The organism is Sphingobium sp. ZW T5_29 (genome assembly GCF_044987515.1).
Classification (GTDB): domain Bacteria; phylum Pseudomonadota; class Alphaproteobacteria; order Sphingomonadales; family Sphingomonadaceae; genus Sphingobium.
In genome coordinates this window covers 1-26,417 of the sequence record NZ_JBJDRM010000004.1, presented here as the reverse complement: position 1 = coordinate 26,417, position 26,417 = coordinate 1, and the positions used below count along the sequence as shown (strand labels likewise).

General features: G+C 62.5%; 28 protein-coding genes. 12 read left to right on the top strand and 16 right to left on the bottom strand.

The window, feature by feature from the left end; translation table 11 throughout:
• Positions 1–4 precede the first annotated feature (4 nt).
• The gene (locus ACI3KQ_RS03990; protein ID WP_404955028.1) at positions 5–1,150 is read right to left on the bottom strand and encodes an AI-2E family transporter; all 1,146 of its coding nucleotides are present in this window, start codon (positions 1,148–1,150) and stop codon (positions 5–7) included.
• A 48-nt stretch (positions 1,151–1,198) separates the two neighbouring features.
• Entirely contained in the window at positions 1,199–2,434 is a 1,236-nt protein-coding gene (locus ACI3KQ_RS03985) for a YceI family protein (RefSeq protein ID WP_404955026.1), read from the bottom strand.
• A gap of 209 nt (positions 2,435–2,643) precedes the next feature.
• Between ACI3KQ_RS03985 and ACI3KQ_RS03980 the strand changes: the two genes are divergently transcribed.
• Complete coding sequence (locus ACI3KQ_RS03980; protein WP_404955024.1) at positions 2,644–3,081, top strand: acyl-CoA thioesterase; 438 nt, start codon at positions 2,644–2,646, stop codon at positions 3,079–3,081.
• Positions 3,082–3,092: 11 nt separating this feature from the next.
• Here ACI3KQ_RS03980 and ACI3KQ_RS03975 read toward each other — a convergent pair whose 3' ends face one another.
• A complete protein-coding gene (locus tag ACI3KQ_RS03975; protein WP_404955022.1) occupies positions 3,093–3,476 on the bottom strand; it encodes a DUF983 domain-containing protein in 384 nt (127 codons plus the stop codon).
• Between the two features lie 97 nt (positions 3,477–3,573).
• Here ACI3KQ_RS03975 and pabB point away from each other — a divergent pair, with 97 nt between their 5' ends.
• From pabB to msrA, 5 genes are all read left to right on the top strand, one after another.
• Positions 3,574–4,749, top strand: coding sequence for an aminodeoxychorismate synthase component I (pabB, locus tag ACI3KQ_RS03970; RefSeq protein ID WP_404955021.1), 1,176 nt, complete (start codon positions 3,574–3,576; stop codon positions 4,747–4,749).
• Positions 4,750–4,780: 31 nt separating this feature from the next.
• Entirely contained in the window at positions 4,781–5,404 is a 624-nt protein-coding gene (locus ACI3KQ_RS03965; RefSeq protein WP_404955019.1) for an aminotransferase class IV, read from the top strand.
• 121 nt (positions 5,405–5,525) lie between these two features.
• Complete coding sequence (locus ACI3KQ_RS03960) at positions 5,526–6,728, top strand: pyridoxal phosphate-dependent aminotransferase (RefSeq protein WP_404955017.1); 1,203 nt, start codon at positions 5,526–5,528, stop codon at positions 6,726–6,728.
• A 266-nt stretch (positions 6,729–6,994) separates the two neighbouring features.
• On the top strand, positions 6,995–7,168 hold the full coding sequence (locus ACI3KQ_RS03955; RefSeq protein WP_404955015.1) for a hypothetical protein: 174 nt from the start codon (positions 6,995–6,997) through the stop codon (positions 7,166–7,168).
• The gene (msrA, locus tag ACI3KQ_RS03950) at positions 7,155–7,826 is read left to right on the top strand and encodes a peptide-methionine (S)-S-oxide reductase MsrA (protein ID WP_404955013.1); all 672 of its coding nucleotides are present in this window, start codon (positions 7,155–7,157) and stop codon (positions 7,824–7,826) included. Before ACI3KQ_RS03955 ends, msrA begins: the two co-directional genes overlap by 14 nt.
• A gap of 12 nt (positions 7,827–7,838) precedes the next feature.
• Here the strand turns inward: msrA and ACI3KQ_RS03945 are convergent, their stop codons facing one another.
• From ACI3KQ_RS03945 to ACI3KQ_RS03905, 9 genes are all read right to left on the bottom strand, one after another.
• The gene (locus tag ACI3KQ_RS03945; protein WP_404955011.1) at positions 7,839–8,336 is read right to left on the bottom strand and encodes a protein tyrosine phosphatase family protein; all 498 of its coding nucleotides are present in this window, start codon (positions 8,334–8,336) and stop codon (positions 7,839–7,841) included.
• A 139-nt stretch (positions 8,337–8,475) separates the two neighbouring features.
• Entirely contained in the window at positions 8,476–9,009 is a 534-nt protein-coding gene (gene infC, locus ACI3KQ_RS03940) for a translation initiation factor IF-3 (RefSeq protein WP_167304001.1), read from the bottom strand.
• Positions 9,010–9,135: 126 nt separating this feature from the next.
• The gene (gene thrS / locus ACI3KQ_RS03935; protein WP_404955452.1) at positions 9,136–11,118 is read right to left on the bottom strand and encodes a threonine--tRNA ligase; all 1,983 of its coding nucleotides are present in this window, start codon (positions 11,116–11,118) and stop codon (positions 9,136–9,138) included.
• Between the two features lie 127 nt (positions 11,119–11,245).
• The gene (locus ACI3KQ_RS03930) at positions 11,246–11,611 is read right to left on the bottom strand and encodes a peroxiredoxin (RefSeq protein ID WP_404955450.1); all 366 of its coding nucleotides are present in this window, start codon (positions 11,609–11,611) and stop codon (positions 11,246–11,248) included.
• Positions 11,599–12,381, bottom strand: coding sequence for a HesA/MoeB/ThiF family protein (locus ACI3KQ_RS03925; protein WP_404955009.1), 783 nt, complete (start codon positions 12,379–12,381; stop codon positions 11,599–11,601). The genes ACI3KQ_RS03930 and ACI3KQ_RS03925 overlap by 13 nt, the downstream gene beginning before the upstream one ends.
• On the bottom strand, positions 12,378–12,842 hold the full coding sequence (gene dut, locus ACI3KQ_RS03920) for a dUTP diphosphatase (protein ID WP_404955007.1): 465 nt from the start codon (positions 12,840–12,842) through the stop codon (positions 12,378–12,380). The genes ACI3KQ_RS03925 and dut overlap by 4 nt, the downstream gene beginning before the upstream one ends.
• Positions 12,817–14,019, bottom strand: coding sequence for a bifunctional phosphopantothenoylcysteine decarboxylase/phosphopantothenate--cysteine ligase CoaBC (coaBC, locus tag ACI3KQ_RS03915; RefSeq protein ID WP_404955005.1), 1,203 nt, complete (start codon positions 14,017–14,019; stop codon positions 12,817–12,819). Before coaBC ends, dut begins: the two co-directional genes overlap by 26 nt.
• The gene (gene ubiB / locus ACI3KQ_RS03910) at positions 14,016–15,557 is read right to left on the bottom strand and encodes a 2-polyprenylphenol 6-hydroxylase (RefSeq protein WP_404955003.1); all 1,542 of its coding nucleotides are present in this window, start codon (positions 15,555–15,557) and stop codon (positions 14,016–14,018) included. The genes coaBC and ubiB overlap by 4 nt, the downstream gene beginning before the upstream one ends.
• Positions 15,558–15,563: 6 nt before the next feature.
• Positions 15,564–16,295 carry a class I SAM-dependent methyltransferase gene (locus ACI3KQ_RS03905; RefSeq protein ID WP_404955001.1) on the bottom strand — a complete coding sequence of 244 codons (732 nt, stop codon included), beginning with the start codon at positions 16,293–16,295 and terminating at the stop codon, positions 15,564–15,566.
• Between the two features lie 92 nt (positions 16,296–16,387).
• On the opposite strand from ACI3KQ_RS03905, the gene mutM reads away from it, so the two are divergent.
• From mutM to ACI3KQ_RS03885, 4 genes are all read left to right on the top strand, one after another.
• On the top strand, positions 16,388–17,200 hold the full coding sequence (gene mutM, locus ACI3KQ_RS03900; RefSeq protein WP_404954999.1) for a bifunctional DNA-formamidopyrimidine glycosylase/DNA-(apurinic or apyrimidinic site) lyase: 813 nt from the start codon (positions 16,388–16,390) through the stop codon (positions 17,198–17,200).
• A 118-nt stretch (positions 17,201–17,318) separates the two neighbouring features.
• Positions 17,319–17,582 (top strand): 30S ribosomal protein S20, encoded by a 264-nt coding sequence (gene rpsT, locus ACI3KQ_RS03895; protein WP_167303993.1) that lies wholly within the window; start codon positions 17,319–17,321, stop codon positions 17,580–17,582.
• Between the two features lie 428 nt (positions 17,583–18,010).
• On the top strand, positions 18,011–19,426 hold the full coding sequence (gene dnaA / locus ACI3KQ_RS03890) for a chromosomal replication initiator protein DnaA (RefSeq protein WP_404954997.1): 1,416 nt from the start codon (positions 18,011–18,013) through the stop codon (positions 19,424–19,426).
• Positions 19,427–19,464: 38 nt separating this feature from the next.
• Positions 19,465–20,070, top strand: a complete 606-nt coding sequence (locus tag ACI3KQ_RS03885) for a peptidylprolyl isomerase (RefSeq protein ID WP_404954995.1) — start codon at positions 19,465–19,467, stop codon at positions 20,068–20,070.
• A 62-nt stretch (positions 20,071–20,132) separates the two neighbouring features.
• On the opposite strand, the gene ACI3KQ_RS03880 is transcribed toward ACI3KQ_RS03885, so the two are convergent.
• The 4 genes from ACI3KQ_RS03880 to secB form a co-directional block, all read right to left on the bottom strand.
• Entirely contained in the window at positions 20,133–20,777 is a 645-nt protein-coding gene (locus ACI3KQ_RS03880) for a DUF4136 domain-containing protein (protein ID WP_404954993.1), read from the bottom strand.
• 155 nt (positions 20,778–20,932) lie between these two features.
• Positions 20,933–21,937 (bottom strand): tryptophan--tRNA ligase, encoded by a 1,005-nt coding sequence (gene trpS, locus ACI3KQ_RS03875; protein WP_404954991.1) that lies wholly within the window; start codon positions 21,935–21,937, stop codon positions 20,933–20,935.
• 3 nt (positions 21,938–21,940) lie between these two features.
• Complete coding sequence (gene murJ / locus ACI3KQ_RS03870; RefSeq protein WP_404954989.1) at positions 21,941–23,533, bottom strand: murein biosynthesis integral membrane protein MurJ; 1,593 nt, start codon at positions 23,531–23,533, stop codon at positions 21,941–21,943.
• A gap of 112 nt (positions 23,534–23,645) precedes the next feature.
• Entirely contained in the window at positions 23,646–24,149 is a 504-nt protein-coding gene (secB, locus tag ACI3KQ_RS03865) for a protein-export chaperone SecB (RefSeq protein ID WP_404954987.1), read from the bottom strand.
• 188 nt (positions 24,150–24,337) lie between these two features.
• Here secB and ACI3KQ_RS03860 point away from each other — a divergent pair, with 188 nt between their 5' ends.
• Both ACI3KQ_RS03860 and ACI3KQ_RS03855 read left to right on the top strand, forming a co-directional pair.
• Positions 24,338–24,994 (top strand): Tim44/TimA family putative adaptor protein, encoded by a 657-nt coding sequence (locus ACI3KQ_RS03860; protein WP_404954985.1) that lies wholly within the window; start codon positions 24,338–24,340, stop codon positions 24,992–24,994.
• A complete protein-coding gene (locus tag ACI3KQ_RS03855; protein WP_404954983.1) occupies positions 24,991–26,253 on the top strand; it encodes a murein transglycosylase A in 1,263 nt (420 codons plus the stop codon). The genes ACI3KQ_RS03860 and ACI3KQ_RS03855 overlap by 4 nt, the downstream gene beginning before the upstream one ends.
• Positions 26,254–26,417 lie beyond the last annotated feature (164 nt).

Here is a 26,417-nt window from a genome sequence, read left to right as displayed (position 1 = left end):
TGCCTTAGGGTTTGAGCGGCCCGCTCTCATAAGGGTGGGGGTGATCTTGTGGAACTGCGCCCTGGGTCGTTAGCGGCCCTTCAATTCCGTCGCCCGTCCGCATCCGTGTGACGATGTTCCACGTCGCAATGAACAGGGCTGCGATTACCGGCCCGATGACGATGCCGTTGATGCCGAACATGTCTATCCCGCCCAGCGTGGAGATCAGCACGACATAATCGGGTAGGCGCGTATCCCGTCCGACCAGGATCGGCCGCAGCAGATTGTCGACCAGGCCAATCACGAACACGCCGCAAGCGATCAGTATCACACCTTTGATGATCGCTCCGGTCGCCAGAAGGTAAAGCGCGACCGGCACCCACACCAGCCCGGTGCCGACCGCCGGGATCAGCGAGAAACAGCCCATCAGCACGCCCCAGAGCAAGGGAGCCGGTATTCCCAGCGCCCAGAACACCGTGCCGCCTATCATCCCCTGGACGATGGCGACGACGATGCTGCCCTTGATGGTCGCGCGGGTAACGACGACGAACTGCTGCATGAGCGCGCGCCTGTGCGTTAAACGGAGCGGCGCGGCCCGATCAAGCCGGACCGCCAGCGACGGCCCGTCGCGCAACAGGAAAAAGGTGAGGTAGAGCGTAACGCTGAGCGCTACGAAGAAACTGAACGCGCTCTGGCCGATCTGGAACAATTGCGCAGCAACCGCGCGGAAACTGGTGGCTATGCCCGCGCTCAACATTTCCCGTACGGCGGCGAAATTGGTGATGCCCAGCCGTGCCAGGAATGCCGAAGCCCAATCGGGAAGGCGGGCCTGAAATTGGGCAAAGACCTGAGCGATGTTGATTTCGCCCGACTCTACTCGACCGTAGAACAGGGTCGCTTCCTGCACCAGCGCGACGCCCAGGATGATGGCGGGCAGGATCACCACGGCAATGATCAGCAGAAGCGTAAGCCCGGCTGCGCTGTTGGGGCGGCCCGGCATTTTTTCCAGCAGATTCTGGTTGAACGGCGAGAACAGGATTGCAGCGATCACCCCCCACAGGATCGCCGCAAAAAAAGGTTCCACCACCAGGGCGAACGCGATCGAAACGACCAGTACGAAGCCCAGAAAGACCCCATCTTCGATACGGACGTTCTGCGGCTTGTGGTTCATGCTAGCGGTTTGGCAGAAGTCGGGCCGCAAATCCATGCGCAGCTGACGTCACTGAGCGCGGGCATTGAATTGAAAGGTGACAGCCACGCGCGGGGCCAGACCGCCGCTGCTTTCGCCGTTGCCCACGCCAAAGGGCAGGCGGGCAATGCTGGCCGATCCTGCGACCTTGCGGCTGTCGCCGGTCCCGGAAAGGGTGAAGCGGATGGATTGCGGGCGGCTGGCCCCTTTCATGCTGAGCGTGCCCACCGCGCGATAGCTGTTTCGTCCTGTCCTTTCCGCTCCCTTGGCGGTGAAGATGGCCCTGGGGTGGGCGGCGGTGTCGAAAAATTCTTCGCCCGCCAGCATCCCGTCCTGATAGGCGTCGCCCACGGTTGCGCTGGCAAGATCGATCTCCACGCGGATATCGGCGCTGTCCGGGCGATCGGGGTCCATGACGATCTTCGCGGTCCAGCGGGAAAATCCACCGCTGATCGTTTCGCCGCTATTATCAACCGAAAATCCGACGCGTCCGCCGGGCTGCACCGTCCATCCTGGTGGCGGCGGGATTGCTTCTTCTGCCTGCGCCGGTGCGTCGTCAGGAGCGACCGCAGTTTCGACCGCATTGGCGACACTGATGTTGGTGGGCGAGGGCGGGGCGATTTCGTCCTGCGTCGCGGGCGCAGCGGGTTGCGGTCGGGCGACCTCCGCAACCGGCTCCGGCAGGATCGCTTTCCCCAGCAACAGCCCCACCAGCATCAGGCCGGGCAGCGCCACCAGCAGCATGGGCGATCGCGCGGGCATCATCCGCCATATCAGTCCATCGCGCAGCATCATGTGGTGGCGAATTGCACCTGCAACGTGCAGCAGGAAAAGGGCGATGCCCAACCACGCCAGCAGCCCATGTCCCCCTTCGGCCCATTGATGCGCGTCAGCGGGCAGGGGAAGATGGGGGATCGGGATGATGCCGAACAGCAAGGTCGGCACCTTGACCCGCGCCGTAGATACCAGTGCCCAGCCCGTCAGCGGCGCGCCCAGCATGAACAGGTACAGCCCGCCATGCACAGCGCTGGCGAGTGCGCCTTGCCAGCCGCTTTCGATCCGAACGGGCCGTGGTTTCCAGAAGCGCACGGCCAGACGGATCAGCGTCAGGACAAGAATGCTGATCCCCACCGACTTATGCAGCTGGTACAGCGAAAAACCCCCCGCGCCGAGATCCTCCAGCGCCCATCCGACGCTGATCTGGAAGGCGAGCAGGGCGGCGATCGTCCAGTGCAGGAAGATGGCGATCAGGCTGTAGCGGCGCATGGTATCTCCGGCTGGGGACGGGTGCGAAACTATTGGGCGTCCTGCCCAATGTCCATTGCCGCCGATGGAAACGCTGGGTTGATCAACTTGGCTTGAATCCCGTGGGCTGTGTCAAAAAGGTCGCAGTGCGGTCAATTTTCCCCGCCTCATTGAATCCGGGCCTGCACAGGCTAAGACACATAAAAAATAGCGCATTGGAAGAACAGGACATGGCCAAACCAGAAGCTTGGCGTCTGACCCCGGAAGCGTACAGCTTCATCACCACGCTCGATACGCGCTTTCAGGATATCGACACGATGGGCCACATCAACAATGTGGCGATATCCGGCATATTCGAAACCGCGCGGATCCGTTTCCACCACCATCTGGGTCGCCATCCGCAGGAACAGGGTGTGCGCTGGCTGGTCGCGGCCGTTTCCCTCAATTTCGTGGAAGAGTCGCATTTTCCCTACCCGTTCGAAGTGCATTGCGGGATCGGCCATATTGGCCGCACCAGTTGGACGGTCAGTTCCGCCGCATTCCAAAAGGGCGTGTGCGTCGCGACCTGCGACACGACGGTGGTCACCCATGGGGCGGAAGGGCGCCGCGTGATCGATGAAAGCCTGCGTGAGGCAATGGAACAGAATTTCCTGCGTCAGCCCGACTGAGTCGAAGGGTGTCAGGCGAAGCCGTCCATCCGCCGCGACCATTGGAAGGCGATGACTGCGGCCTTGGCGGGCTGAATCATGAGCAGGGCCAGGATCACCGCCAGACAGGGCCATAAAGCAGCTTGCACCCCCAACGGAATGGCAAGCGCGCTGTTCACTTCGATCATCAGCGGCACCAATATGTGGCCCAACAGCAAAATGACGATATAGGCGGGGAAGTCGTCCGCCCGGGATTTGTCCCAACTTGCGCCGCAATGGTCGCAGCAGGGTGACGGTTTAAGGAAATGGCTGAACATCCGGCCTTCGCCGCACGCAGGACAGCGGCCACGTAGCGCCAGCGCCAGTGCGGGACGCAAGGGGCGGTCGAGATTGCTGGCCGGGGGCGTATCGTTCATGGATCGCGTCTATGATCCACTGCCCGGCGCGGCGCAACTGGAACGATAATCGCTTCGCTGCTCTTCCGCCCGCGCGAAAGGCTGTTAAGACGCGACGATGCGCCTGCCGGGTCCCACCGAAGCCTTTGTCCTGTTCGACGATGCGCGGGAGCGCAACGCTGCTCCCGCCCGGCTGTATCGCGACCCCGTGTCGATCATCGCCGCTTATCGGCTGGAAGAAGTGCAACCCGCGCTTGATCGCATCGCTGAAGCAGGGGAGGCCGGTCTCCACGCCGCCGGTTATATGAGCTACGAGGCAGGTCTTGCGCTGGAAGACCGGCTCGCTCCCCTGGCCAGGCGACATCACATCCGTCCGGGATCGGCGCCACTCCTGTGGTTCGGTCTGTTCGACGGCCTGAGGTTCATCAAACCCGAAGCGGTGCAGGCGCTGCTGCCCGATCCGTCCGGGGTGCGGATCGAACCGCTGCGGCCCTTGATCCAGGAAGACGCCTATTACGCCGCATTCGACCGAGTGCAGGAATATATCCGCGCGGGTGACATCTATCAGGTGAACCTGACCTTCCCCTGCGCCACGCGCTTTCACGGCGACCTCATGGCCCTTTATGCCGCTGTCCGGCCGCGCCAGCGTGCGGGCTATGGTGGCGTGATCCGCACGGGCAGTCATGACATCCTTTCCTTCTCGCCCGAACTGTTCTTCACTTGCGTTCGCGGCCAGTTGACGGCGCGCCCGATGAAGGGGACCGCGGTCCGCAGCGCGGATGCCCGACGCGATGTGATGCTGGCTCGCGAACTGGAATCCGACCCGAAGCAGCGTGCCGAAAATTTGATGATCGTCGATCTTCTGCGCAACGATCTGTCCCGCGTGTCGCGCGCGGGAACGGTGACGGTCCCGGACCTTTTTCATGTGGAAAGCTATCCTACCGTCCACCAGATGGTATCGACGATACGCGCCCGCCTTCTTCCCGGCCTGTCGCCTGTGGACGTGCTCCGGGTGCTCTTTCCATGCGGATCGATCACCGGCGCGCCCAAGGTCAGGGCGATGGAGATTATTGGCGAGGTCGAACCCTTCCCCCGCAGTGTCTATACCGGGGCCGTGGGGTGGATCGATCCCGATGGGGATGCCGCCTTCAATGTTGCCATCCGAACGATTTGCGTCGAAGAAGGAAGACCGGAAGGGCTTTTGGGGCTGGGGTCGGGGATCATCGCGGATTCCGACGCAGCGTCGGAATGGGCGGAATGCCTGGCCAAGGGGCGCTTTCTGGCGGGGGCTTGATTTTGGGCTACAGGGGGCTTGAATAGTTTCGATGTCGGTGGCTGACGGACGGTTCGACCTGCTGGAAACCATGGCTTTCGACCCGGTCGATGGCATCAGGTTGCTGGAATTGCATCTGGAACGGTTGAGGGCCAGCGCGACGGCGCTGGATTTCGCTTTCGACCGGCACGATGTCCGCAACGAACTGCAGGCCGCGACCTTTCGCCTGCGGGAACGCAGCCGTCTGCGGTTGCTGGTGTCGCGCCGTGGATCAACGGCGATCGAGGTGCGCGAACATCGCACCTGGCCGAATGCGATCATGCAGGTGGCGCTGGTGTCCCGGAACGCCGGCGCTCATGACCCGCGCTTGTTGCATAAAACGACGGATCGTTCGCTGTATCGCGACATTTTGAACCGTGGCGGCACCTATGAAGTGCTGATAACCGATTCCGAAGGCTTCCTGACCGAAGGCTGCTTTTCCTCCATCTTTGTCGAGCGTGGCGACAAGCTGGTTACGCCACCCTTGTCCCGCGGCCTCCTGCCCGGCGTGTTGCGCCGCAGCCTGATCGAGATGGGCGAAGCGGTGGAAGGCGACTTGCGGCCGAGCGATCTGAGCAAAGGCTTCTTCATCGGCAACGCCGCACGTGGGATGGTGGCCGCTTCGCTCGTCAAATAGGCTATTTGGCCCGCCGCAGATCGCATTGGCCAACTGGCGGTTGCCCCGTCCTTCATACCGCTTTAAGGAGCCTCGCGTCCGCTTTGCGCGGGCATGAGGATATTTCAGAAAGAGTGTTACGATGAGCCAGACTTCCGCTGCCCTCGGTCGCATCCAGCCGTCCGCCACCCTGGCGATGAGCGCGCGCGTGAATGCCCTTAAAGCCGAAGGCGTGGACGTGATTGGCCTGTCCGCGGGCGAACCGGATTTCGATACCCCCGATTTCGTCAAAGAGGCTGGCATCGCCGCCATCCGCAAGAACCTGACCCGCTATACCGATGTGGACGGCACCGCCGAATTGAAGGACGCGGTTGCGTTTAAGTTCAAGCGCGACAATGGCCTGACCTACAAGCGCAGCCAGATCAGCGTGAATTCCGGCGGCAAGCACACATTGTTCAACGCGCTGGTCGCGACGGTGGATGCTGGCGACGAAGTCATCATCCCCGCGCCTTATTGGGTCAGCTATCCCGATATCGTGAACTTCGCTGGCGGCACGCCGGTGTTCATCGAAGCACCCGCCAGCCAAGGTTACAAGATCACGGCGGCGCAGCTTGATGCTGCGATCACTGCAAAGACGAAGTGGGTCATCCTGAACTCACCCTCCAACCCTTCGGGCGCCGCCTATTCGGCAAGCGAGCTCCAGCAGCTGGGTGAAGTGCTGCTGCGCCATCCCCATGTGCTGGTGATGACCGACGACATGTATGAACATGTCTGGTACGCGCCCACCCCGTTCGCCACTGTCGCGCAGGTATGCCCGGATCTGTATGATCGCACCCTGACGGTGAATGGTTGTTCGAAGGCCTTTTCCATGACCGGCTGGCGCATCGGCTTTGCCGGTGGTCCTGAATGGATGATCAAGGCGATGGGCAAGCTTCAGTCGCAATCGACCAGCAACCCCTGTTCGATCAGCCAGGCTGCCGCCGTCGCCGCGCTGACCGGCGAGCAGGACTTTCTGGTCGGACGGAACGCGGCTTTCCAGAAGCGCCGCGACCTTGTCGTTTCCATGCTGAACGACGCGCCCGGTCTTAATTGCCCGACGCCAGAAGGCGCATTCTACGTCTATCCCGACGCAAGTGGCGTCATTGGCAAGACGACCCCGAAGGGGCAGCTGATCGACAGTGATGAAACGCTGATCGGCTATTTCCTCGACGAAGCGAAGGTCGCTGCTGTTCATGGTGCCGCCTTCGGCCTCTCGCCTGCCTTCCGCATCAGCTATGCGACGTCGGAAGAGGTTTTGGCCAAGGCCTGCACACGCATCCAGGAAGCCTGCGCCGCGCTGAAATAAGCAGGTTCCCTCCCGGTTCGAAGACGGGGACCAGTCATGGCTGGTATCGGGGCTAGCGGCAGGCGCGCATCACCGCCTGCCGCCTCTTGCTCTCAATAAGCGTCGGAAGCGAATTTTCGTGCTCGCTACTCTTGCAGGGCAGGTGTCGCGACTTATATCCCGTTTCAATATGAAACTTGTAAGTCAGATGCTTCCGTTAACCCACGGCTAAGCAGGCGACTGCTAATCATCGCCCTTTCCGGGGCCAGGATGGAAGGAAGAAGGCCATGGTGGCATTCTTGAAGTCTGACCTTTTTCTCCGCTTTTTCGGCGGGTTCATACTCGGCTCTGTAGGCATGTTCGCGCTCCATCCCAGTGAGCCGCCTGCCTTGGTCAGCCCGGCCATGGCTGCGTCTGGTGACGCCGCGCCAGCCGATAGCCAATCCAATGCGGCGCTCTGACGGCATAGGCCTTGCTGTCCTTGCGGCTGTTTTGGTCGCATCCCCTCTGCGTGCTGAGCGACCGGTGCTTGCACCCGTGCCCAGCGTTGATGCTTCATCCCGCCAGGCCCGCGAAACTGCCATCTTTGCGGGTGGCTGCTTCTGGGGCGTGGAGGGCGTTTTTTCGCACGTGAAGGGCGTCCATTCGGTTGTTTCCGGGTTCGCGGGCGGGCCCAAGGGGCGCAAGGTGAATTACGGGCAGGTCACCAAGGGCGATACGGGCTTCGCCGAATCCGTGCGCGTGACCTATGATCCCGCGCAGGTCAGCTATGCGACGCTGCTGCGCGTCTTCTTTTCCGTGATCGCCGATCCCACCACGCTCAACCATCAGGGTCCCGATCGCGGCACTCATTATCGCAGCGCGCTTTTCCCGTTGAATGCTGGGCAGGACAAGGCGGCGCGCGCCTATCTGGCACAATTGGGCAAGGCAAAGCTGTGGCGTGACCCCATCGTCACCCGTGTTGAACGATTTACGGGCTTTCAGGCGGCGGACGCCTATCACCAGGATTTCATGTCCAAAAATCCCCGCCACCCCTATATTCAGCGCTGGGATGCCCCGAAACTCGCCGCGTTCAAGGCGATGTTTCCTGACCTGTATCGGCCAAAGCCAGTCAGCTGAACGGGGCTGGCATCAGTAATCGCGCCCTGCATAAAAGTGAGGCGATTCTACCCGCTGCTCATCCCCGATAAAGCCAGCCCACACGCCACCGGGCCGCCAGATGTCTTCCATTTGGCGGCGTGCGTCCTGCTCGGCGATGTGCAGTACATCGCGCTGGTAACGATAGAGGAACGCCGACACGCGGAAGTTGGCGATGCAATGGATATGGATCGATTCGCCTTCAAGGTCACGCATGGTTGCAGCGAACTGCGCAAAGTCTGCCTCCGCCGGGGCATCGAACGCGACGGGAATATGGATGTAGGTCATTCCCAGCGCGCCGACCGTTACCGCTTCATCGGGCAGGGCCTTTTCATGACTGTGCAGACCCAGGTTTACGACATGGGTGACGCCTAGCGCCTTTATGGCTGCGATCTGGGCTTCGCTGGGCTGGCCGGAGGTTGTGACCCGATCGTCCATGCGCCGCCACATGAAGATGTCCGCAGGATCATTCCGATACAGATCCTCGCCCATGTTGCCACTCCCACTGATGATCGGCCCGGTCGTCCGCGACTATCCCGCAACCGACGGCATTCGAAAATAGCGCGCAACGCAATCGGGCGGAGCCTGGTGCCAGACCCCGCCCGCTAAATGCGTCAGTCGTGACGACGGCTTATTTCGGCGCCAGCACCATCAGCATCTGGCGGCCTTCCATACGGGGATAGGCTTCGACCTTGGCGATTTCGCCTACATTTTCGGCTACGCGCTGCAGCAGTTGCATGCCAAGCTGCTGATGCGACAATTCGCGACCGCGAAAACGCAGGGTGATCTTCACCTTGTCCCCGTCGCCTATGAAATCGTGGACCTTCTTCATCTTCGTATCATAGTCATGATCGTCGATGTTCGGACGCATCTTGATCTCTTTGAGTTCCTGCGTCTTCTGGGTCTTGCGGGCGATATTCGCCTTCTTCTGGGCTTCGTACTTGAACTTGCCGATGTCCAGAAACTTACAGACCGGCGGATCGGCGGTCGGCGATACTTCGACCAGGTCCAGCCCGATCTCGTAAGCGCGCTCCATGGCCTCCTGCGTAAACATCACGCCCAGATTTTCGCCTTCGTCGTCGATCACGCGCACCTTGGGCACGGTGATAAACTCATTGTAACGGGGACCGGACTTAGGCGGCGGCGCCAGCGGGCGGCGCATCATTGGGGGACGTATAGCGGCTTCTCCTATTGTTGCTTACAAAACGGCTCTGGCGGCCTTTAGCGCAAAGCCGAAAGGGGCGGCAAGTCCGCAGTTGCGGATTCACCGGCCCCATGTGGCATTGCTGCCTCAGCGCATATCGGGGGCCTGGCTTTCCTTTGCAAGGCGTTCGACCACATCCTGTATCGAAAGGACGCTTTGCCCATCCTTGCCCAGTTCGCGCAGCGCCACCGTGCCTTCGTCGGCTTCGCGGCGGCCTACGACCAGCAAATTGGGCACTTTCGCCAGGCTATGTTCACGCACCTTATAGTTGATTTTCTCGTTACGCAGATCGACTTCGGCCCGGATTCCGGCGGCCCGCAACTGCTCGACCAGCTGCTGTGCATAGCTGTCGGCGTCCGATACGATGGTCGCGACCACCGCCTGGACCGGGGCCAGCCATAGCGGAAATTTGCCCGCATAATGTTCGATCAAGATGCCGATGAAGCGCTCATAGGACCCGAAGATCGCGCGATGGAGCATGACCGGCCGATGCCGTTCGCCATCTTCGCCCACATAGGATGCGTCGAGTCGTTCCGGTAGAACGCGGTCCGACTGGATGGTGCCGACCTGCCATGTCCGACCGATGGCGTCAGTCAGATGCCATTCGAGCTTTGGCGCATAGAAGGCGCCTTCGCCCGGTAGTTCTTCCCAGCCATATTCTGGGGTGTTGAGGCCAGCGGCGGCAACGGCGTCGCGCAACTCATTCTCTGCCTTGTCCCACATCTCATCGCTGCCGAAGCGCTTTTCCGGGCGCAGCGCCAGCTTGATCGAATAGGTGAAGCCGAAATCATTGTAGATGCGGTCGGCGAGCGCGCAGAATGCCCGCACTTCCTCGACAATCTGGTCCTCGCGGCAAAAAATGTGCGCGTCGTCCTGCGTGAACTGGCGCACCCGCATCAACCCGTGCAGCGCCCCATGCGGCTCGTTGCGATGGCAGCAGCCATTTTCGTAGAAGCGCAACGGGAGGTCGCGATAGCTCTTGATCCCCTGGCGGAAGATCAGGACATGCGCGGGGCAGTTCATGGGTTTCAACGCCATCCAGTCGGCGCTGTCGGACACCAGCGGACCTTCATCCTCTGCGTTCGGCACTTCGTCGGGGATGACGAACATATTCTCGCGATATTTGCCCCAATGGCCGGACTGCTCCCACTGGCGAGCGTCCATCACCTGCGGCGTCTTGACCTCGCGATAGCCCGCCGCGTCGATCGCGCGACGCATATAGGCTTCCAGCTCGCGCCAGATTAGATAGCCTTTGGGATGCCAGAAGACGCTGCCATGCGCTTCCTGCTGAAGGTGAAACAGGTCCATCTCCGCGCCCAGCTTGCGATGGTCGCGCTTGCCTGCCTCCTCCAGCCGCGTCAGATGCTCGGCCAACTGCTTCTTGTTGAGCCAGCCGGTGCCGTAGATGCGCGAAAGCATCGCATTCTTCTGGTCGCCGCGCCAATAGGCACCCGACACGCGGGTCAATTTGAACGCCGCCGGATCGAGCTTGCCCGTCGAGGCCAGATGCGGCCCCCGGCACATATCCAGCCAATCGCCGCCTGACCGGTATACGGTCAGTTCCTCACCCTCCGGCAGTTCGGCGGCCCACTCGGCCTTGAAAGTCTCGCCCTCGGCCCGCCAGCGCGCAATCAGGTCCTCGCGCTGCCACACCTCGCGCTGCAGCGGTTTGTCGGCAGCGATGATGTCCCGCATCTTCGCCTCGATGGCAGGCAGGTCCTCTTCAGTGAAGGGCCGGTCCTTCGGTGCGAAATCATAATAAAAGCCGTCGTCGGTCGAAGGACCGAATGTGATCTGCGTGCCCGGAAACAATGCCTGTACCGCTTCGGCCAATATGTGCGCAAAGTCGTGCCGCGCCAGTTCCAGCGCGTCGGCTTCATCCTTTGACGTTACCAGCGCCAGCTGCGCGTCCTGCTCCAGCGGCCGCGTAATGTCGCGCAGCTCGCCATCGACTCGCGCCGCGATGGCGGCCTTTGCCAGGCCCGGCCCGATCGCCGCCGCAATGTCCGCCGGGGTAGTGCCGGGCGCGACTTCACGCACGGAACCGTCGGGCAGGGTGATCTTGAGCATGGCGGACAAGGGGGAGTCTTTCTGTAACTGAGGTGGAGCGGCGCAAAATTCCGCGCTTTCCCCATAAATGGGCAGCCCCCGCTGTCAATAGAAGCAGGCGCCAACGCGGCCTCTCCGCCAGGCGGGTTCAGATTACCAGCAACCGCGCCTGATCGTCGGTCGCTTGCAGAAAAGACACTGGCCCGCCAATGTCCACGCCCTTGGGAAGGTCCCCGGCAGTGAGCTGGCAGAGGGTGAGCCCGCTTTGGCAGGCGGTCAGCACGACGCCCAGGTTCAATGCCTCGTCGATCAGTGTCGCAAGGGTGGGCAGGCCCGCTGCTTGATGGTTTGCATCCTGCGGTGCGCTGATCGGGAGCTTCAACAGCCCCACCGCATCGAGTTGGAAGAACAGGCTCGCCTGGCCGCCCAAAGCTGCTTGAGCGCAGGCCAGCACCAGGGAACCCCGCAGCCGTTCGGCATCCCCAGTCGTGACGAGGACCTTCAGGTCGCGCATAATATGACGGCGCATCCAGGACAGGCGGGGTCCTTGGCGATGCTGACTGTGCGGAAACGCATGGACAAAAGGTCGGCGATCATCAGCTTGCCTGCCATGGCCGCGCCAAATGGCACCAGGGCACGGATGACTTCCAACGCCGCCATGCTGCCAATGATGCCCGTCAGCGCGCCGATTACACCGGTTTGCGCGCAGTTGCGTTCCGGCGCGTCTTCCGGGTTGCCGACCAGGCAGCGATAACAGGGCTGGTCTCGCTCCCATCCACGATAGGTGGCCAGTTGCCCTTCGAATGGCCCCACCGCAGCCGACACCAGCGGAATTCGGAGCCGCTGAGAAGCATCCGCCACAGCAAGCCGCGTGGCGAAACTGTCGCAGCCATCCAGCACCACGTCAGCGTCGCGCAGCATTAGTGCAGCGTTTTCAGCATCGATCCGTGCATTGATGGGGATCAGCTTCACGTCCGGGTTGATCCGCGCCACGGCTGTCATAGCGCATTCCGCCTTCGGTGCGCCGATATCGATGGTGCCGAACAATATCTGACGCTGCAGGTTGGACAGCGCGACATGGTCATCGTCGATGACCCGGATCGTGCCGACCCCTGCCGCCGCCAGATAGAGGATTGCCGGGCTACCGATCCCGCCCGCGCCGATCACCGCGACATCTGCCGACAACAGCCGCGCCTGTCCCGCCCCGCCAATTTCCTTAAGCACGATATGGCGCGCATAGCGCTCCAACTGCTCATCGGAGAGAACGGGGGCGGGTGGGTTCATGATGAACTGACGCCAGTCGATCCGAAGCCGCCCGAACCCCGGACCGTTTCGTCCAATTCCTCCACCTCGGTGAAGCGGGCCATCTGAACTGGCGCGGCGACCAGTTGCGCGATTCGATCACCACGCGCGATGACGAACGGTGCGTCGCCCAGATTGATCAGGATGACTTTCAATTCGCCGCGATAGTCGGCGTCGATCGTGCCCGGCGTATTCGGCAGGCTGATCCCGTGCTTCAGCGCCAGGCCCGAGCGGGGGCGGACCTGTACTTCATAGCCAACCGGGATTGCCATGGCGAAGCCGGTGGCGACCGCATGGCGGTCGCCCGGTTGCAGCGTCACATCTTCGGCGGAAACCACGTCCATCCCCGCCGCGTGCTGGGTTGCATAGCTGGGCGCGGGCAGGCCCGCTGCATGGGGCAGGCGCTTCAGACGGATTTCAATCGGAGCAAGATGCGAGGGCATGAGCGACCTTTTCGATGATGCGGGTGGCGACGGCGTCCTTGGGCAGATGATCCCAGCTTTCCACGCCAGCGGCAGTGACGATGTGAACGCTGTTGCTGTCGCCGCCCATTACGTCACCCGACACGTCATTGGCGACGATCCAGTCCGCGCCTTTACGCTGCAGCTTTGCCTGCGCATATTCGGTCAGCTTGTCCGTTTCGGCAGCGAAGCCGATGAGCAGGCGGGGGCGCTGCGCATGGCGGCCCAGCGTGGCCAGGATATCGGGATTCTCGACCAGCGTGAGCGGCGCTGGCTTGCCGGACCCATCCTTTTTCAACTTTTGTCCGGCGGCGGTGTCCGTGCGCCAGTCCGCGACGGCGGCCACCATGATGGCGGCGTCGGCAGGCAGCGCCGCTTCTACCGCCGCCAGCATCTCGCGCGCGGTTTCAACGTCGACGCGATCGACGCCCGGCGGCGTAGGCAGGCGCACCGGACCTGCGACCAAAGTCACGCGCGCGCCCGCTTGGGCTGCCGCCGCTGCTATGGCGAAACCCTGCTTTCCTGACGATCGATTGGCGATGTAGCGCACCGGGTCGATCGGCTCATGCGTTGGCCCGGCGGTGATGAGAATGTGCCGTCCCTTCAAGGTCTTAGATTTGCTAGACAATAGGCGCTCAATCTCCGCCGCAATCGCTTCGGGTTCGGGCAGGCGCCCCTTGCCGAACTCACCACAGGCCATTTCTCCGTCGTCCGGCTCCATGATGTGGACACCGTCGGCGCGCAGCTGGGCAAGGTTGCGTTGCGTCGCAGCGTGATCCCACATCCGCACGTTCATCGCGGGCACGGCCAACACCGGCTTGTCGGTGGCAAGCAGCAGCGTGGTGGCAAGGTCATCGGCGATGCCTGCCGCCATCTTTGCCAATATATTCGCTGTCGCAGGCGCAACCACCACCAGATCGGCCTGTCGCGACAGCTGGATATGCCCAATCTCGCGTTCTTCCTTCAGGTCGAACATGTCGCCATAGACGTGATCTTCGGTCAGTACGCCCATCGCCAAAGGCGTCACGAACCGGCTCGCGCTGTCCGTCAGCACCGCGCGCACAGCTAAGCCGCGCTTCTTGAGCAGGCGCACCAGTTCCAGCGATTTATACGCGGCGATCCCGCCGGAAACGATCAGAAGGATGCGAGCCTTAGTCATAGCTGAATATGTAGCAGCGCTGTCGTCAGCGCTCCAGCCACTGCTGCCAGGCCCGCGACCGCTGCATAGCGCCAGCCTCCACCGACGCGGATCAGCCTGACTTCGGTCAGCGGCGGCGGCGGTGGCGCACCGCCCTTTTCAGGAAATGCTTCCTCAATCCGTCGTACCAGGCCGGGAAGGCGTTGAAGCGTGCGCCAATTTTCGATCAGCGCGTCCGCCACCTTTGCCTCAGGACCCAGTTCGGAACGCAGCCATTCCTTCACATAGGGGCCGCTCGTCTCCCAAAGGTTGATGTCGGGATCGAGCGCGGTCGCAACGCCTTCCACCATGACCATCGTCTTCTGCAACAACAGCAGATGTGGCTGGGTCTGCATGTCGAAATCGCGGGTGATCGCGAACAGCCCGTCCAGCATCCCGCCCACCGACAGCTCGCGCACGGGCTTGCCCCGCATCGGTTCTCCCACCGCGCGAAGGGCGGTGGCGAACTCATCCACATTATGGTGGCCGGGCACATATTGCGCCTCGAAATGGATTTCCGCCACGCGCTTATAATTGCCGGTGATCAGGCCATAGAGGATCTCCGCCAGCCACATGCGCGCGCGCCGGTCGATGCGGCCCATGATACCGAAGTCGATGGCGACGATGTCGTTGTTCGCGGTGACGAACAGGTTTCCCTGATGCATGTCCGCGTGGAAGAAACCTTCGGCGATGGCCTGACGCAGGAACGCGTTGACCAGCCGGGATGCCAGGTCCTTCACATCATGACCGGCGGCGATCAGGGCGTCGCGGTCGGAAATCTTGACCCCGTCGATCCACTCCATCGTCATGACCTTGCCGGTCGTGCGATCCCAGTCGATCTGCGGTACGCGATAACCCGGCATCGCCTGCATCGCTTCGGCCAGTTCCGACGCCGATGCCGCCTCACGCCTCAAATCCAGTTCGCGCGCGGTCCAGCGCTTCATATTGGCGATGACCAGCCGTGGACGCAGTCGTGCGATTTCGCCACCCAACATTTCGGCATGGGCGGCGGCCCATTCATAGGTCTGGATGTCGCGGTTGAACTGATCGGTCACGCTGGGGCGAATGACCTTCACCGCGACCTCGCGCCCGTCGATCGTCACGGCGCGATGCACCTGCGCGATCGATGCCGCGCCTACCGGATCTTCATCGAAGCGACTGTAGACCGATTCCAGCGGTCGTCCGAAACTCTGTTCGATCTGCGCCCTTATGGTCGGGAATGGGACGGGCGGCAGTGCATCCTGCAGGCGCAACAGGTCATTGGCGGCCTCCTCACCCACCAGGTCGGGGCGTGTCGCCAGCGTCTGCCCCAGCTTGATAGCGGCAGGACCGATCGCCTGGAATGCGTCGGCATAGCGCGGCTGGCGGGGAACGCGCGCACCGATCCGCGCCAGTTTCACCAGCCGCCGCACTGGCGATGGTGTGAGCGGGTCGCGTTCGATCCCCCGCAGCGCCCCATGGCGCGCCAGCGTGCGGCCCCATTTCAGCAGCCGCCAGATATGCGTCACATGGGAAGGCACGGCCGCTTAAATCTTCCAGCCGCTGTGAATCGCGACCATCCCGCCCAGGATCGGCTCCACCTTGGTCTGCACAAAGCCGGCCGCGCGGATCATCCTTTCAAATTCCGGCATGGGCGGAAACCTGCGGATCGATTCGATCAGATAACGATAGCTGTCCTCATCATCGGCCAACAGCTTACCCAGCTTAGGCACCAGCCGGTGCGAATAGGCGTCGTAGACATCGGCGAAGCCTGGCCAGGTGGTGGTGGAAAATTCCAGGCAGAAAAAGCGACCACCATATTTCAGCACCCTGTGCGCTTCCCGCAGCGCCTTGTCGATGTGGGTGACGTTTCGAATGCCAAAGGCGATAGTGTAAGCGTCGAAGCTGCGATCGGAGAAACTCAATTCCTCCGCATTCTGCTGCGACCAGACCAGGCCTTCCAGCCCCTTCTTGCGCGCGCGCTCCACCCCTACGGCCAGCATTTCGGGATTGATGTCCGACACGGTAACCTGCGCGCCATGCTTGGCCATGCGAAAGGCGATGTCGCCCGTGCCGCCCGCCATGTCCAGAATGGCCTCGTCCCGGCGCGGCTTCACCCGGGCCACGAACTGGTCCTTCCACAGGCGATGCGCGCCGACCGACATCGCATCGTTCATCAGGTCATATTTGGATGCGACGTTGGAAAAGACGGCGCGAACCATCCCCTGTTTTTCAGTAGCATCGACGTCGCGATAGCCGAAAGATGCGGTCTCGTTCATGGTAGCACGCTCTAGCCACAGATTGGCCGCCTTGCCAGCCGCCTTTTCACGACATGCTTCTCTCCCGCGCGCCGAACGCCTAGATGGACGTGATGCCTGAACTTCCCGAAGTTGAAACCACCGTCGCTGGCCTGCGCTCTGTCCTGGAAGGCCGGGTGCTGACCCGCGTCGAACCCCGGCGCGCCGATCTACGTTTCCCGATACCGGTCGACCTGCGCCAGCGGCTTACCGGGGCCAGGGTAACCGCATTGTCCCGCCGTGCGAAATATGGCCTCATCGAAACCGATCGCGGCGACATGATGATCTTTCACCTGGGCATGTCGGGTCGTTGGCGAATCGCGCCGACGGAGATTGGCGTGCATGACCATCTGCTGATCGAAACGGACAGTGGACTGCTGCTGTCTCTCAATGATCCGCGTCGTTTCGGATCGCTGGATCTTGTGCGCAGTGAAGCATGGCGGGCCTATGGGCCGTTCACGCGCATGGGACCTGAACCGCTGGGGCCGGATTTTTCCGCCACTGCTCTGGCGCGCGCGCTCGAAGGCAAGACGGCGTCGATCAAGACCACGCTGCTGGACCAGCGCGTGGTGGCGGGTCTGGGCAACATCTATGTGTGTGAGGCGCTCAACATGGCGGGCATAGCGCCTACACGTCCCGCCAGACGTATCAGCCGCGCGCGCCTTGTCCTGTTGGTGGATGCGATTCGGGATGTGTTGACGGCGGCCATCGCAGCTGGCGGATCGACCTTGCGAGATTATGCGCGGCCCGATGGTGAGCTGGGCTATTTTTCCAAACAGTGGCGAGTCTATGGGCGTGAGGGGGAAAATTGCGCATGTGGCGGCACGATCCAGCGCCGGACCGACGGCGGTCGATCGACATTCTATTGCCCCGGATGTCAGAGGTAAGCGCGGCGCTGCCGGTTGACGATGATACTGATCCCCTGTAAGGGGCGCACCTTCACGGGGCTGGCAGGCGAATCCGGCTGGCCCACTTTCCGAGATTTGACGAGACCGAGGACTGTAAATGGCCAATACGCCGCAAGCCAAGAAGCGCATCCGCCGCAACGCCCGCCGCGCCGAAATCAATGGCGCCCGCATCAGCCGGATCCGCACCCTGGTGAAAAAGGTGGAAGCCGCCCTTGCCGCTGGTGACAAGACGGCTGCAGCCACTGCGCTTCAGTCCGTGCAGCCTGAACTGGCGCGCGGCGTGGCCCGTGGCGTAGTTCACAAGAACACTGCGGCCCGCAAGTTCGGTCGCCTGACAAAGCGCGTCGGCGCGCTCGCCTGAACCACATTTAACTTCAGCGTCAGATCAGGAAGGCCCGACCCGCATAAGCGGGGCGGGCCTTTTTCATTGAGCCGTCACATATCGGCACATCGGTCCGCAAATCGAGCAAGGCCGGATTCCCGCGATTCGAGGATTATCTGCTCGATGGCGTTCGAATTAAGCCACTGAAAAATATGAAGTTTTTCATTTACGACGCATTTCCGCGGGTTTGCCGAGTCAACGGCTTTATTTCACATTTTTGACCTGCGATGCCCTTGATCAGGCAGAGAATGCCTGTCTATTTTCCCTTCTCTGGCCGCCCACGAATCGATCTGGCGGTCGTTATACGGTTAGTTGGCACGTGTGTGTTGGAAGGGCGCTGCTTTTCCAGACGGTTCACTGCGTCTTAAAGCTCCGATCGGGGCACAGTTGATGGGGGTCGGCTGTTTATGAAGGATATAGCGGCATTGACAGGAAGTTTGCCCGTTCAGGATGCGCAGGAACATGCGCGTCTCGCAGCGGCCTGGGACGCCATCCGCGCTGGTCTGCGCCGCGACATTGGCGCGCGCATGTTCGACCAGTGGCTGAAGGCGGCCCGGCTGGGCGAATATTGCCCAGAATCGCAGACGCTTGATCTGCTGTTCACGTCCGATTTCACCGCGAATTTCGTTTCGGGCCATTTTGGCGATCGGCTTTGCATGGCGTGGCGCTCTGCCGGGGCAGGGGTGCGCGAAGTTCGCCTGCGGCGTGCGCCTAATGCTGTGGGTCCGCGCCTGCTGGAAATCGTTGCCACGCCAGAGCTGTCTGACGCGTCTGAGGTGGACTCGCACGAAGGTCCCGCCGCCTGCAATTTCCAGCCGCGCCATGGATTTGAAGATTTCGTAACGGGCGAAACCAACCAGCTTGCCTGTTCGGCGGCGCAAGCGATGGCTGGCGAAGCGCAGCCCCGGTACAGCCCGCTGTTCATCCATGGCGGCACCGGCCAGGGCAAGACGCACCTGTTGCACGCAATCGCCCGCGCCTTTTCCGCTCACTCCCCGACGGCGCCGGTGCTCTACATGTCGGCAGAACGGTTCATGATGGAATTCGTGAACGCGATGCGCGCCAACGACACCATGAACTTCAAGGCGCGACTGCGCGCGGCCCGGCTGCTGCTGATCGACGATATTCAGTTCATCGCGGGCAAGGGATCGACGCAGGAGGAGTTTCTCCACACGATCAACGACCTGATCGATTCGGGCGCCCGGATCGTGGTGACCGCCGATCGCGCTCCGCAACTGCTCGATTCGATCGACCCGCGCATCCTGTCGCGCCTAGCGGGCGGCCTGGTCGCCGACATCCGCCCCGCAGGCCTAGACCTGCGCCTCGCCATATTGGAAGCCAAGCGCGCCTTTGCAGGCGATCCACCGGTCCCTGACGCCGTCATCGATTTCCTGGCCCGCTCGATCCGCTCGAACGTCCGTGAACTGGAAGGCGCTTTCAACAAGCTGATCGCCTATGGTCAGCTGACCGGCCGCTCCATCGACCTGGAATTTGCCCAGGGCATGTTGGCCGACGCCGTGCGGGCCAATGCGCGCCGCATCACGGTCGATGAAATCCAGAAAGTCTGCGCCGCCCACTACAAGATCGACGCCGCTGAGATGCGGTCCAAGCGCCGCGCCCGCGCGGTCGCCCGCCCGCGTCAGGTGGCCATGTATCTCGCCAAGAAGATGACACCACGCTCTCTGCCCGAAATTGGCAGGATTTTCGGCGGCCGCGATCACAGCACGGTCATTCATGCCGTAAAGACGATCGAAGGGCTGCGCCAGACAAGCCCTGATATGGATGCCGACATTCGCGCGTTGCAGCGCCAACTGGAGAGCTGATTCTTCGCGGCAGCAATATGGAAGTAATCGCCCGACGCATGATCCGGCATCTTGCCCTGCTGCTCGCGGTGATCCTGTGGGTGGCGCCGGGGTTGGCGCAATCGTCCAGTGCTGCTGTACCTTCCGATGTGCGCGTGGTCCTGGACACCACCGCAGGGCGGATCGTAGTGGCGGTCCACCTCGCCCAGGCGCCGGTGACCGCCGCCAATTTCCTGCAATATGTCGACAGGAAGCGGTTTGACGGCGTGCTCTTTTATCGGGCGGTGGGGTCAGCGGACTATGGCTTCGTCCAGGGTGGAACGCAAAATGATCCGGCGCGAATCCTGCCGCCGATCGCACATGAGCCAACTACGCAGACTGGCCTGACCCACGATGATGGCGCGCTGTCCATGGCGCGCTATGCGCCGGGCAGCGCCACCGGCGACTTTTTCATTGTGCTGGGGCAGATGCCCGGCATGAACGCAAATCCGCAAGCATCGGGTGACAATCAGGGCTTTGCCGTTTTCGCCCATGTGGTCGAGGGCATGGACGCAGTTCGTCAGATAGTGGCCGCGCCGAAATCTGCGACAGCGGGCGAAGGCGTGATGAAGGGGCAGATGCTCGAACAACCGGTCCAGATCATCACCGCCCGACGCATTCCCTGAAATATAAAGACGCCCAGCGGCATAGGACCGCCAGGCGTTCATTCATCGTAAACAGGCTCTCTTCAGCCGCGCTTCTCAGGCGGGAGCGTGATCTTCACCTGTTCTCCATTCTGACCAGGGAAGTCGGTAAACATCGCATCGACCAGATTGGGCACCAGATAGGTCAGCCGGTTCGACAGCGATTGGGCCGATGCCCTGCCTTCAAACAGGCGGCGATTGTCAGCGGCGCGATCGATTTTCATGCTCAGGTCACTGGTATAGACGGTGTAGCTGCTGACGTCGGTATAGCCGGGGCCAAACAGCCAGGGATCATAGAAGCCATAGCCCCAGGGACGCCCCCACCGACCGCGCCACCCCCAACCGCCATAATAGAAGGGGTCGGCTCCGAAATTGGTCGAACGCACCCTCTCACGCCCATTGTCGACGCCATATGCGACGCGCACGATCAGGTCCGCACGGGCAGGATCGTTCGCGGGCACGTAACCGGTTTGGCTGAGCCGCTGCCCGATCAGGCTGGCATATTGAGCAAATTCGAGGCCGCCAGCCAGACCGGGGTCATCTGCCACGATGGTGAAACTCTGCCCGGCGGGGGCGGGTAGCTGCTGGAACCGGGCAACGTCCGCCTTGAAGGACGTTGCGCAACCCGAAAGGGTCATGAGCGCCAGAGCGGGCGCTGCGATTAAGCCGATCTTGTTGAAACGGGTCATAAATTCGCGTCCTGTAACAGGCGAATGCCTAGGGCATCATTATTGCGCTCCGTAGTAGCAGAACGCAACTGAACATCATTTGAACGCTTCATAGGGGCAAATGGACGCATGCCATGCCCGCCCTCAAGCGCGAGGCGGGCGGATATGGTGGCCGATCAGCGCATCAGGCCCATCGCATCATAGGCCGCGCGCAAGGTCGGTTCGGCGGCGGCCCTTGCCTTGGCCGCACCCTTTTCCAGAATGGCGTCCAGCGCGGCGTCGTCGGTCCGCAATTCCATGAAGCGGGTGCGGATGGGGCGCAGCGTTTCGACCAGCAATTCGCCCAGGGCGGGCTTGAACGCGCCAAAACCCTTGCCGGCAAACTCGGCGCACACGGCGTCCATGCTCCTGCCCGCCAGCGTGGCGTAGATACCGATGAGGTTGTTTGCCTCCGCGCGTCCGGCCAGACCTTCTGCACTGTCGGGCAGCGGTTCGGGGTCGGTCTTGGCCTTCTTCACCTTCTGCATGATGGCATCGTCGTCATCGGTCAGATTGATGCGGCTCATATCCGACGGGTCCGACTTGGACATTTTCGCGGTGCCATCACGCAGGGACATGATCCGCGCCGATTCTTTCGGGATGATCGGATCGGGCAGGGTGAACAGGTCGACGCCGAAATCGGTGTTGAACTTGGTGGCGATGTCGCGCGCCAGTTCCAGATGCTGCTTCTGGTCTTCGCCCACCGGCACATGGGTCGCGTTGTAGGCAAGGATGTCGGCGGCCTGGAGCACCGGGTAGACGAACAGGCCGATGGACGCGCCTTCGCGATCCTTGCCCACCTTGTCCTTGAACTGGGTCATGCGGTTGAGCCAGCCGATGCGCGCGGTGCCATTGAGCAGCCAGCACAGCTCTGCATGCGCCGGAACGCGCGCCTGGTTGAACAGGACCGACCGGTCCGGGTCGATGCCCGCCGCGACCAGCGCCGCCGCCATGTCGCGCACGTTGCGGATGCGCTGCTCGCGGGCTTCGTGCACGGTAATGCTGTGCATGTCGGCAAGGAAGAAGAAGCACTGGCTTGCCGCGTCCATCTCATCCTGCATGCGCACCCAGTTGCGGATCGCGCCCAGATAATTGCCCAGGTGCAGATTGCCGGTCGGCTGGATGCCGGAAAGGACGCGCATATTCTATCCGTTCTCTATGTTGCTGGTGGCCCCTCTTCGGCGGATCAGCGCCTTGAGGTCGGACACCCGATAAGCGCCCGTAAGGAAACAGGCTACCCCGTAAAGTGCGACACCCGCGCCGACAAGCAAGGCCAGCGCCGCATAGCGCGTGACCATCGCGCCGCCCAGCCATGGCTCCAGCAACCCTTCTCCCGCGAACAGGACGCCGCCCATCGCGACGGCTGCTGCCGCCAGGCGGGGCAGCCGACGGCGCAGTTGCGTGTCCGCCGCGAAATGCCCACGCTTGACCAGCGTTGAATACAGCATGACGACGTTGACGGTGGAGGCCAGGGCGGTCGCCAAAGGTGGCCCAACATGGCCCACCAACGGGATCAGAGCGAAATTCCCGATGATGTTGATGAGGATCGACAGCATCGCATAGCGCACCGGCGTTCGGGTATCGCCGCGCGCATAATAGCCGGGCGTCAGCACCTTCACCAGGACATAGGATGGCAAGCCGATCGAGAAGGCGGACAGCGCCCAACCGCATCGTTCCGCATCTTCCGCGGTGAACAGGCCATATTGGAACAGGCCGCGCACGATCGGTTCGGCCACGGTCAGGAATGCGACGGTCGCGGGCAGCGTCAGGAACAAGGCCAGTTCGATGCCGCGATTCTGGGTTTCCATCGCCACCTGTTCCTGGCCGGTCGACAGCAGGCGGGATATCGTGGGCAGCAATATGGTGCCCAGCCCGATGCCGATCAGCCCCAGGGGCAGCTGGTTCAACCGGTCGGCGTAATAGATGTAGGTGATCGAACCGGACGCCAGCAGCCAGCCGGACAGCGCCGTGGAAACGAGCAGGTTGATCTGCTGCGCGCCAGCTCCTGCGGCTGCGGGCACGATCAGGCGCAACAGTTCACGCACGTCGCCGTCCAGGCGCGGTCGCCTGATCCGTAGCGAAACGCCCGCGCGGCGGCAGGCCCAGATCAGCCAGAGCAGCTGCAGCGCGCCGCCTACGGTAACGGATATAGCCTGCACCCGCGCGGTTTCATATTCGTCCGCGCCGTGAAAGAACCAGAGGCCCGCGATCATCGCGACGTTCAGCAATATGGGCGCGGCGGCATTCGCCCAGAATTTGTCGAGTGAATTCAATATGCCGCCCAGCAGGGAAGCCAGGCTGATGAGCGCCAGATAGGGCAAGGTGATGCGCGACAGTGCGACGGCGAAGGCGAACTGGTCCGGCGTGGGGTTCTGCCGCGAAAACCCGCCTGAAAGAAGCCAGGTGATCGGCCATGCCGCAATGATGAGCGCGACGGTGAACAGGATCAGCACGGGCAGCAGTACGGCCAATGCACGTTCGGCGAATTGATACCCCGCGCTGACGCCGTCAGGTCCCGCTGCCTTGCGGTTGAACATGGGAATGAAGGCAGCCGAAAATGCGCCCTCTGCAAACAGGGCGCGAAACATGTTGGGCAAGCGGAAGGCGACGCCGTTGAATGCGTCCGAAGCAAAACCCGCGCCCACATATCGGGCCGCGAGGGAGTCGCGCACCAGTGCGAGCACTCGGCTGGCGAGCGTCAGCCCACCGACCGAGCCAAACGCCTTGACGAGCTTCATGGTCGACCGTTCCCTATCGTCAGCCGGGAGACTGTGGGAAGGCCGCTATTTCCAGATGGCAAGCGCGGCGCTTCGACAATGTCAGCCCGATCGGGAACGGCGATCATGGCTCTTAGGCGTGGCCTGCCGGTTCACCCGCGGTCTGGTTCATCGCTTCAGCCTGCTGCATGTACAGTGTGCCGAAGTCGATCGGGTCAAGCAGCAGCGGCGGGAAGCCGCCGTCGCGGATGGCATCCGCCAGCACGCGGCGGGCAAAGGGGAAGAGCAGGCGGGGGGCTTCGGCCAAAACGAACGGCTGGACCTGATCCTCGGGCACGTTGCGCATGCCGAAGATGGCGGCGTAGACCAATTCCACCGCAAAGGCGGTGCCCTGCGGCGCAGTCGCCTTGACGTCGATCTTCAGCGATACTTCGACCACCTCTTCGCCGACCTTGTCTGCGCCGATGTTGAACTGCACGTCGATCTGCGGCTGATCCTGCCACTGATATACGGCGGGCGCGTTCGGATTTTCGAACGACAGGTCCTTGGTATACTGGCTGATGAGAGCGATCTGCGGCCCGTTGTCGGCGCCGTTGCCCGTGCTGGCGGTCTGGATGATGTCGGCTTCGTCGGCCATGTGCTCTTCCTGATGATCCCGGTTGACGCCGGGCGGCATTGCACCCCCCGGTTGATGGGGCGTGCGTCTAGCAGGGGCGGCCGGGCAGGGCAATGGCGGCAGGCGGAAGGGCATTTGAATATGAGGGGAAACATGCCTATGTTGGCTGCGTTATTGTTTTTCGCGCTAGCCAAAGGGTGTCTTGCCCCGTGTATGTGATCGTTATCCTCGCGCTGATCGCCGGTTTCCTGGCGTTGCGGCTCTACTCCGTGCTGGGCAAGCGGACCGGCCATGAGCAGGAGCCAGCACTGCGTACGGCGGAAGACCGCGCCAAGGTGGCGGTGCTGCAGCCCCGGCCCGTTACTGACATGCCGGGTGATTCGTCCCGCCTGTCCGACGCCTTTATCGCCCCAGGGGGAGAAGGCGGCGTCCGGGCGCTGATTGCCGCCGATCGGAATTTCGACGTTCCCCAATTTGTGGAAGGTGCGCGAAGCGCGTATCGGATGGTTCTTGAAGCTTTCTGGCGGGGCGACCGCCAGGAACTTGAGTGGCTCTGCGACGCCGACGTGCTTGCCTCTTTTGAAGACGCGATCGCGGCGCGGGACAGCGCGGGCCATGTTCTCGACAACCGGCTTGTTCGTATTGAAAAGGCGCAGATCGTCGATGCCAGCGTCAATGGCAGCGTTGCCGAAGTATCCCTGCGGTTCGAAGCGGACATAGCCGCGGTCACCCGCGACAAGGATGGCAATGTCGTCGCTGGATCGTTGACCGACGCCGTCAGCACCAACGACATCTGGACCTTCACGCGCGATCTGCGCAGCACCGATCCGAACTGGAAGCTTAGCGAAACCGACGAGGCGGCATGACGCTGCGCCAGTCGGGCGGCGTGCTGCTGACGGCGTTGCTGCTGTCCGCCTGTGCGGGCGGCGTGATCCCGCCGGGAACCAGCGGTCCGGCGCCGTCTCGGCCTGTCCAAAGCGGGGCCGCTTCTGGCGGTGCGGTGCGTCCGGTTCCCGCCACTCCTCGTCCGCCCCTGCCGGCTACGCCCCCGGCCAGCCCGGTGACCGCGGTCGGCACGGCGGCGAGCGTCGGCGTTGCGCTGGGTCCCGCTATCGCCGATTTGATCCCGTCGGGCGAACGGTCGCGAAAGGCATTGCAGGCATTTCGCATATCCTGCCCGTCGCTCATGCGCCGCACCGATCAAAGTGGCCTGACGCGCGGGTCTGATTGGAATAATGCCTGTGCCGCCGCGTCGAGCTGGCCGGAAACAAGCGCCAGCGAATTTTTCTCACGCTATTTCGAAGCGGTGCAGGTCGGCGACGGCACTGCCTTCGTCACCGGCTATTATGAGCCGGAAATTGCCGGGTCACGCACGCGGCAGGCCGGATATGACGTGCCCATTTACCGACGCCCGCCCGATCTGATCGACGTCAATCTGGGACTGTTCAGCGACAGCCTGAAGGGCAAGACAATTCGCGGCAAGGTGCAGGGCAGCAATTTCGTCCCGTTCGATGAACGGGCGCAGATCGTGTCGGGTTCGCTGGCGGGCCGGGGCCTGGAACTTGCCTGGGCGGCTGATCCGGTCGAATTTTTCTTCCTGCAGGTGCAAGGCAGCGGCAGGCTGCTGCTGCCCAATGGCGATGTCATGCGGATCGGCTATGATGGGCAAAATGGCCGCGACTATGTGGGCATCGGCAAGCTGATGAAGGACCGTGGCCTCATCCAGGCCGGGTCGATGCAGGACATCATGCAATATCTGCGCGCTCATCCGGCGGAGGGCGCGGCGATCATGGATGAAAACAAGAGCTTCGTCTTCTTCCGCGAATTGACCGGCTCTGGTCCGCTGGGCGCGATGGGCGTGCCGGTGACGGCAGAGGCCAGCGTCGCCGCCGATCCCAAATATGTGCCGCTGGGCGCGCCCGTGCTGTTGTCGCTTGATCGTGCGGAACCCAACGGCATCTGGATCGCGCAGGACACGGGCGGCGCGATCAAGGGCGCGAACCGGTTCGACAGCTTCTGGGGCGCGGGCAGCCGCGCGCGCGGCATAGCAGGCGGCATGTCCGCACGGGGCAGCGCGCTGATCCTGCTGCCGGTCGGATCGGCGGCACGCCTGGCGCGTCAATAAAGGTTTCCTGCCATGGCGCGGCGACATCTTTCGTCGGATGAACAGGCGCTGTGGAACGCGCTTGCCCGTTCGGTGCGCCCGTTGCGGCCCGGCGCGCGGTCGTCTGAAACCCCTGCGGCGCCGCTACCACTGTCCAGCCCGCCCGCCCGCCTGAAGGCCCAGCC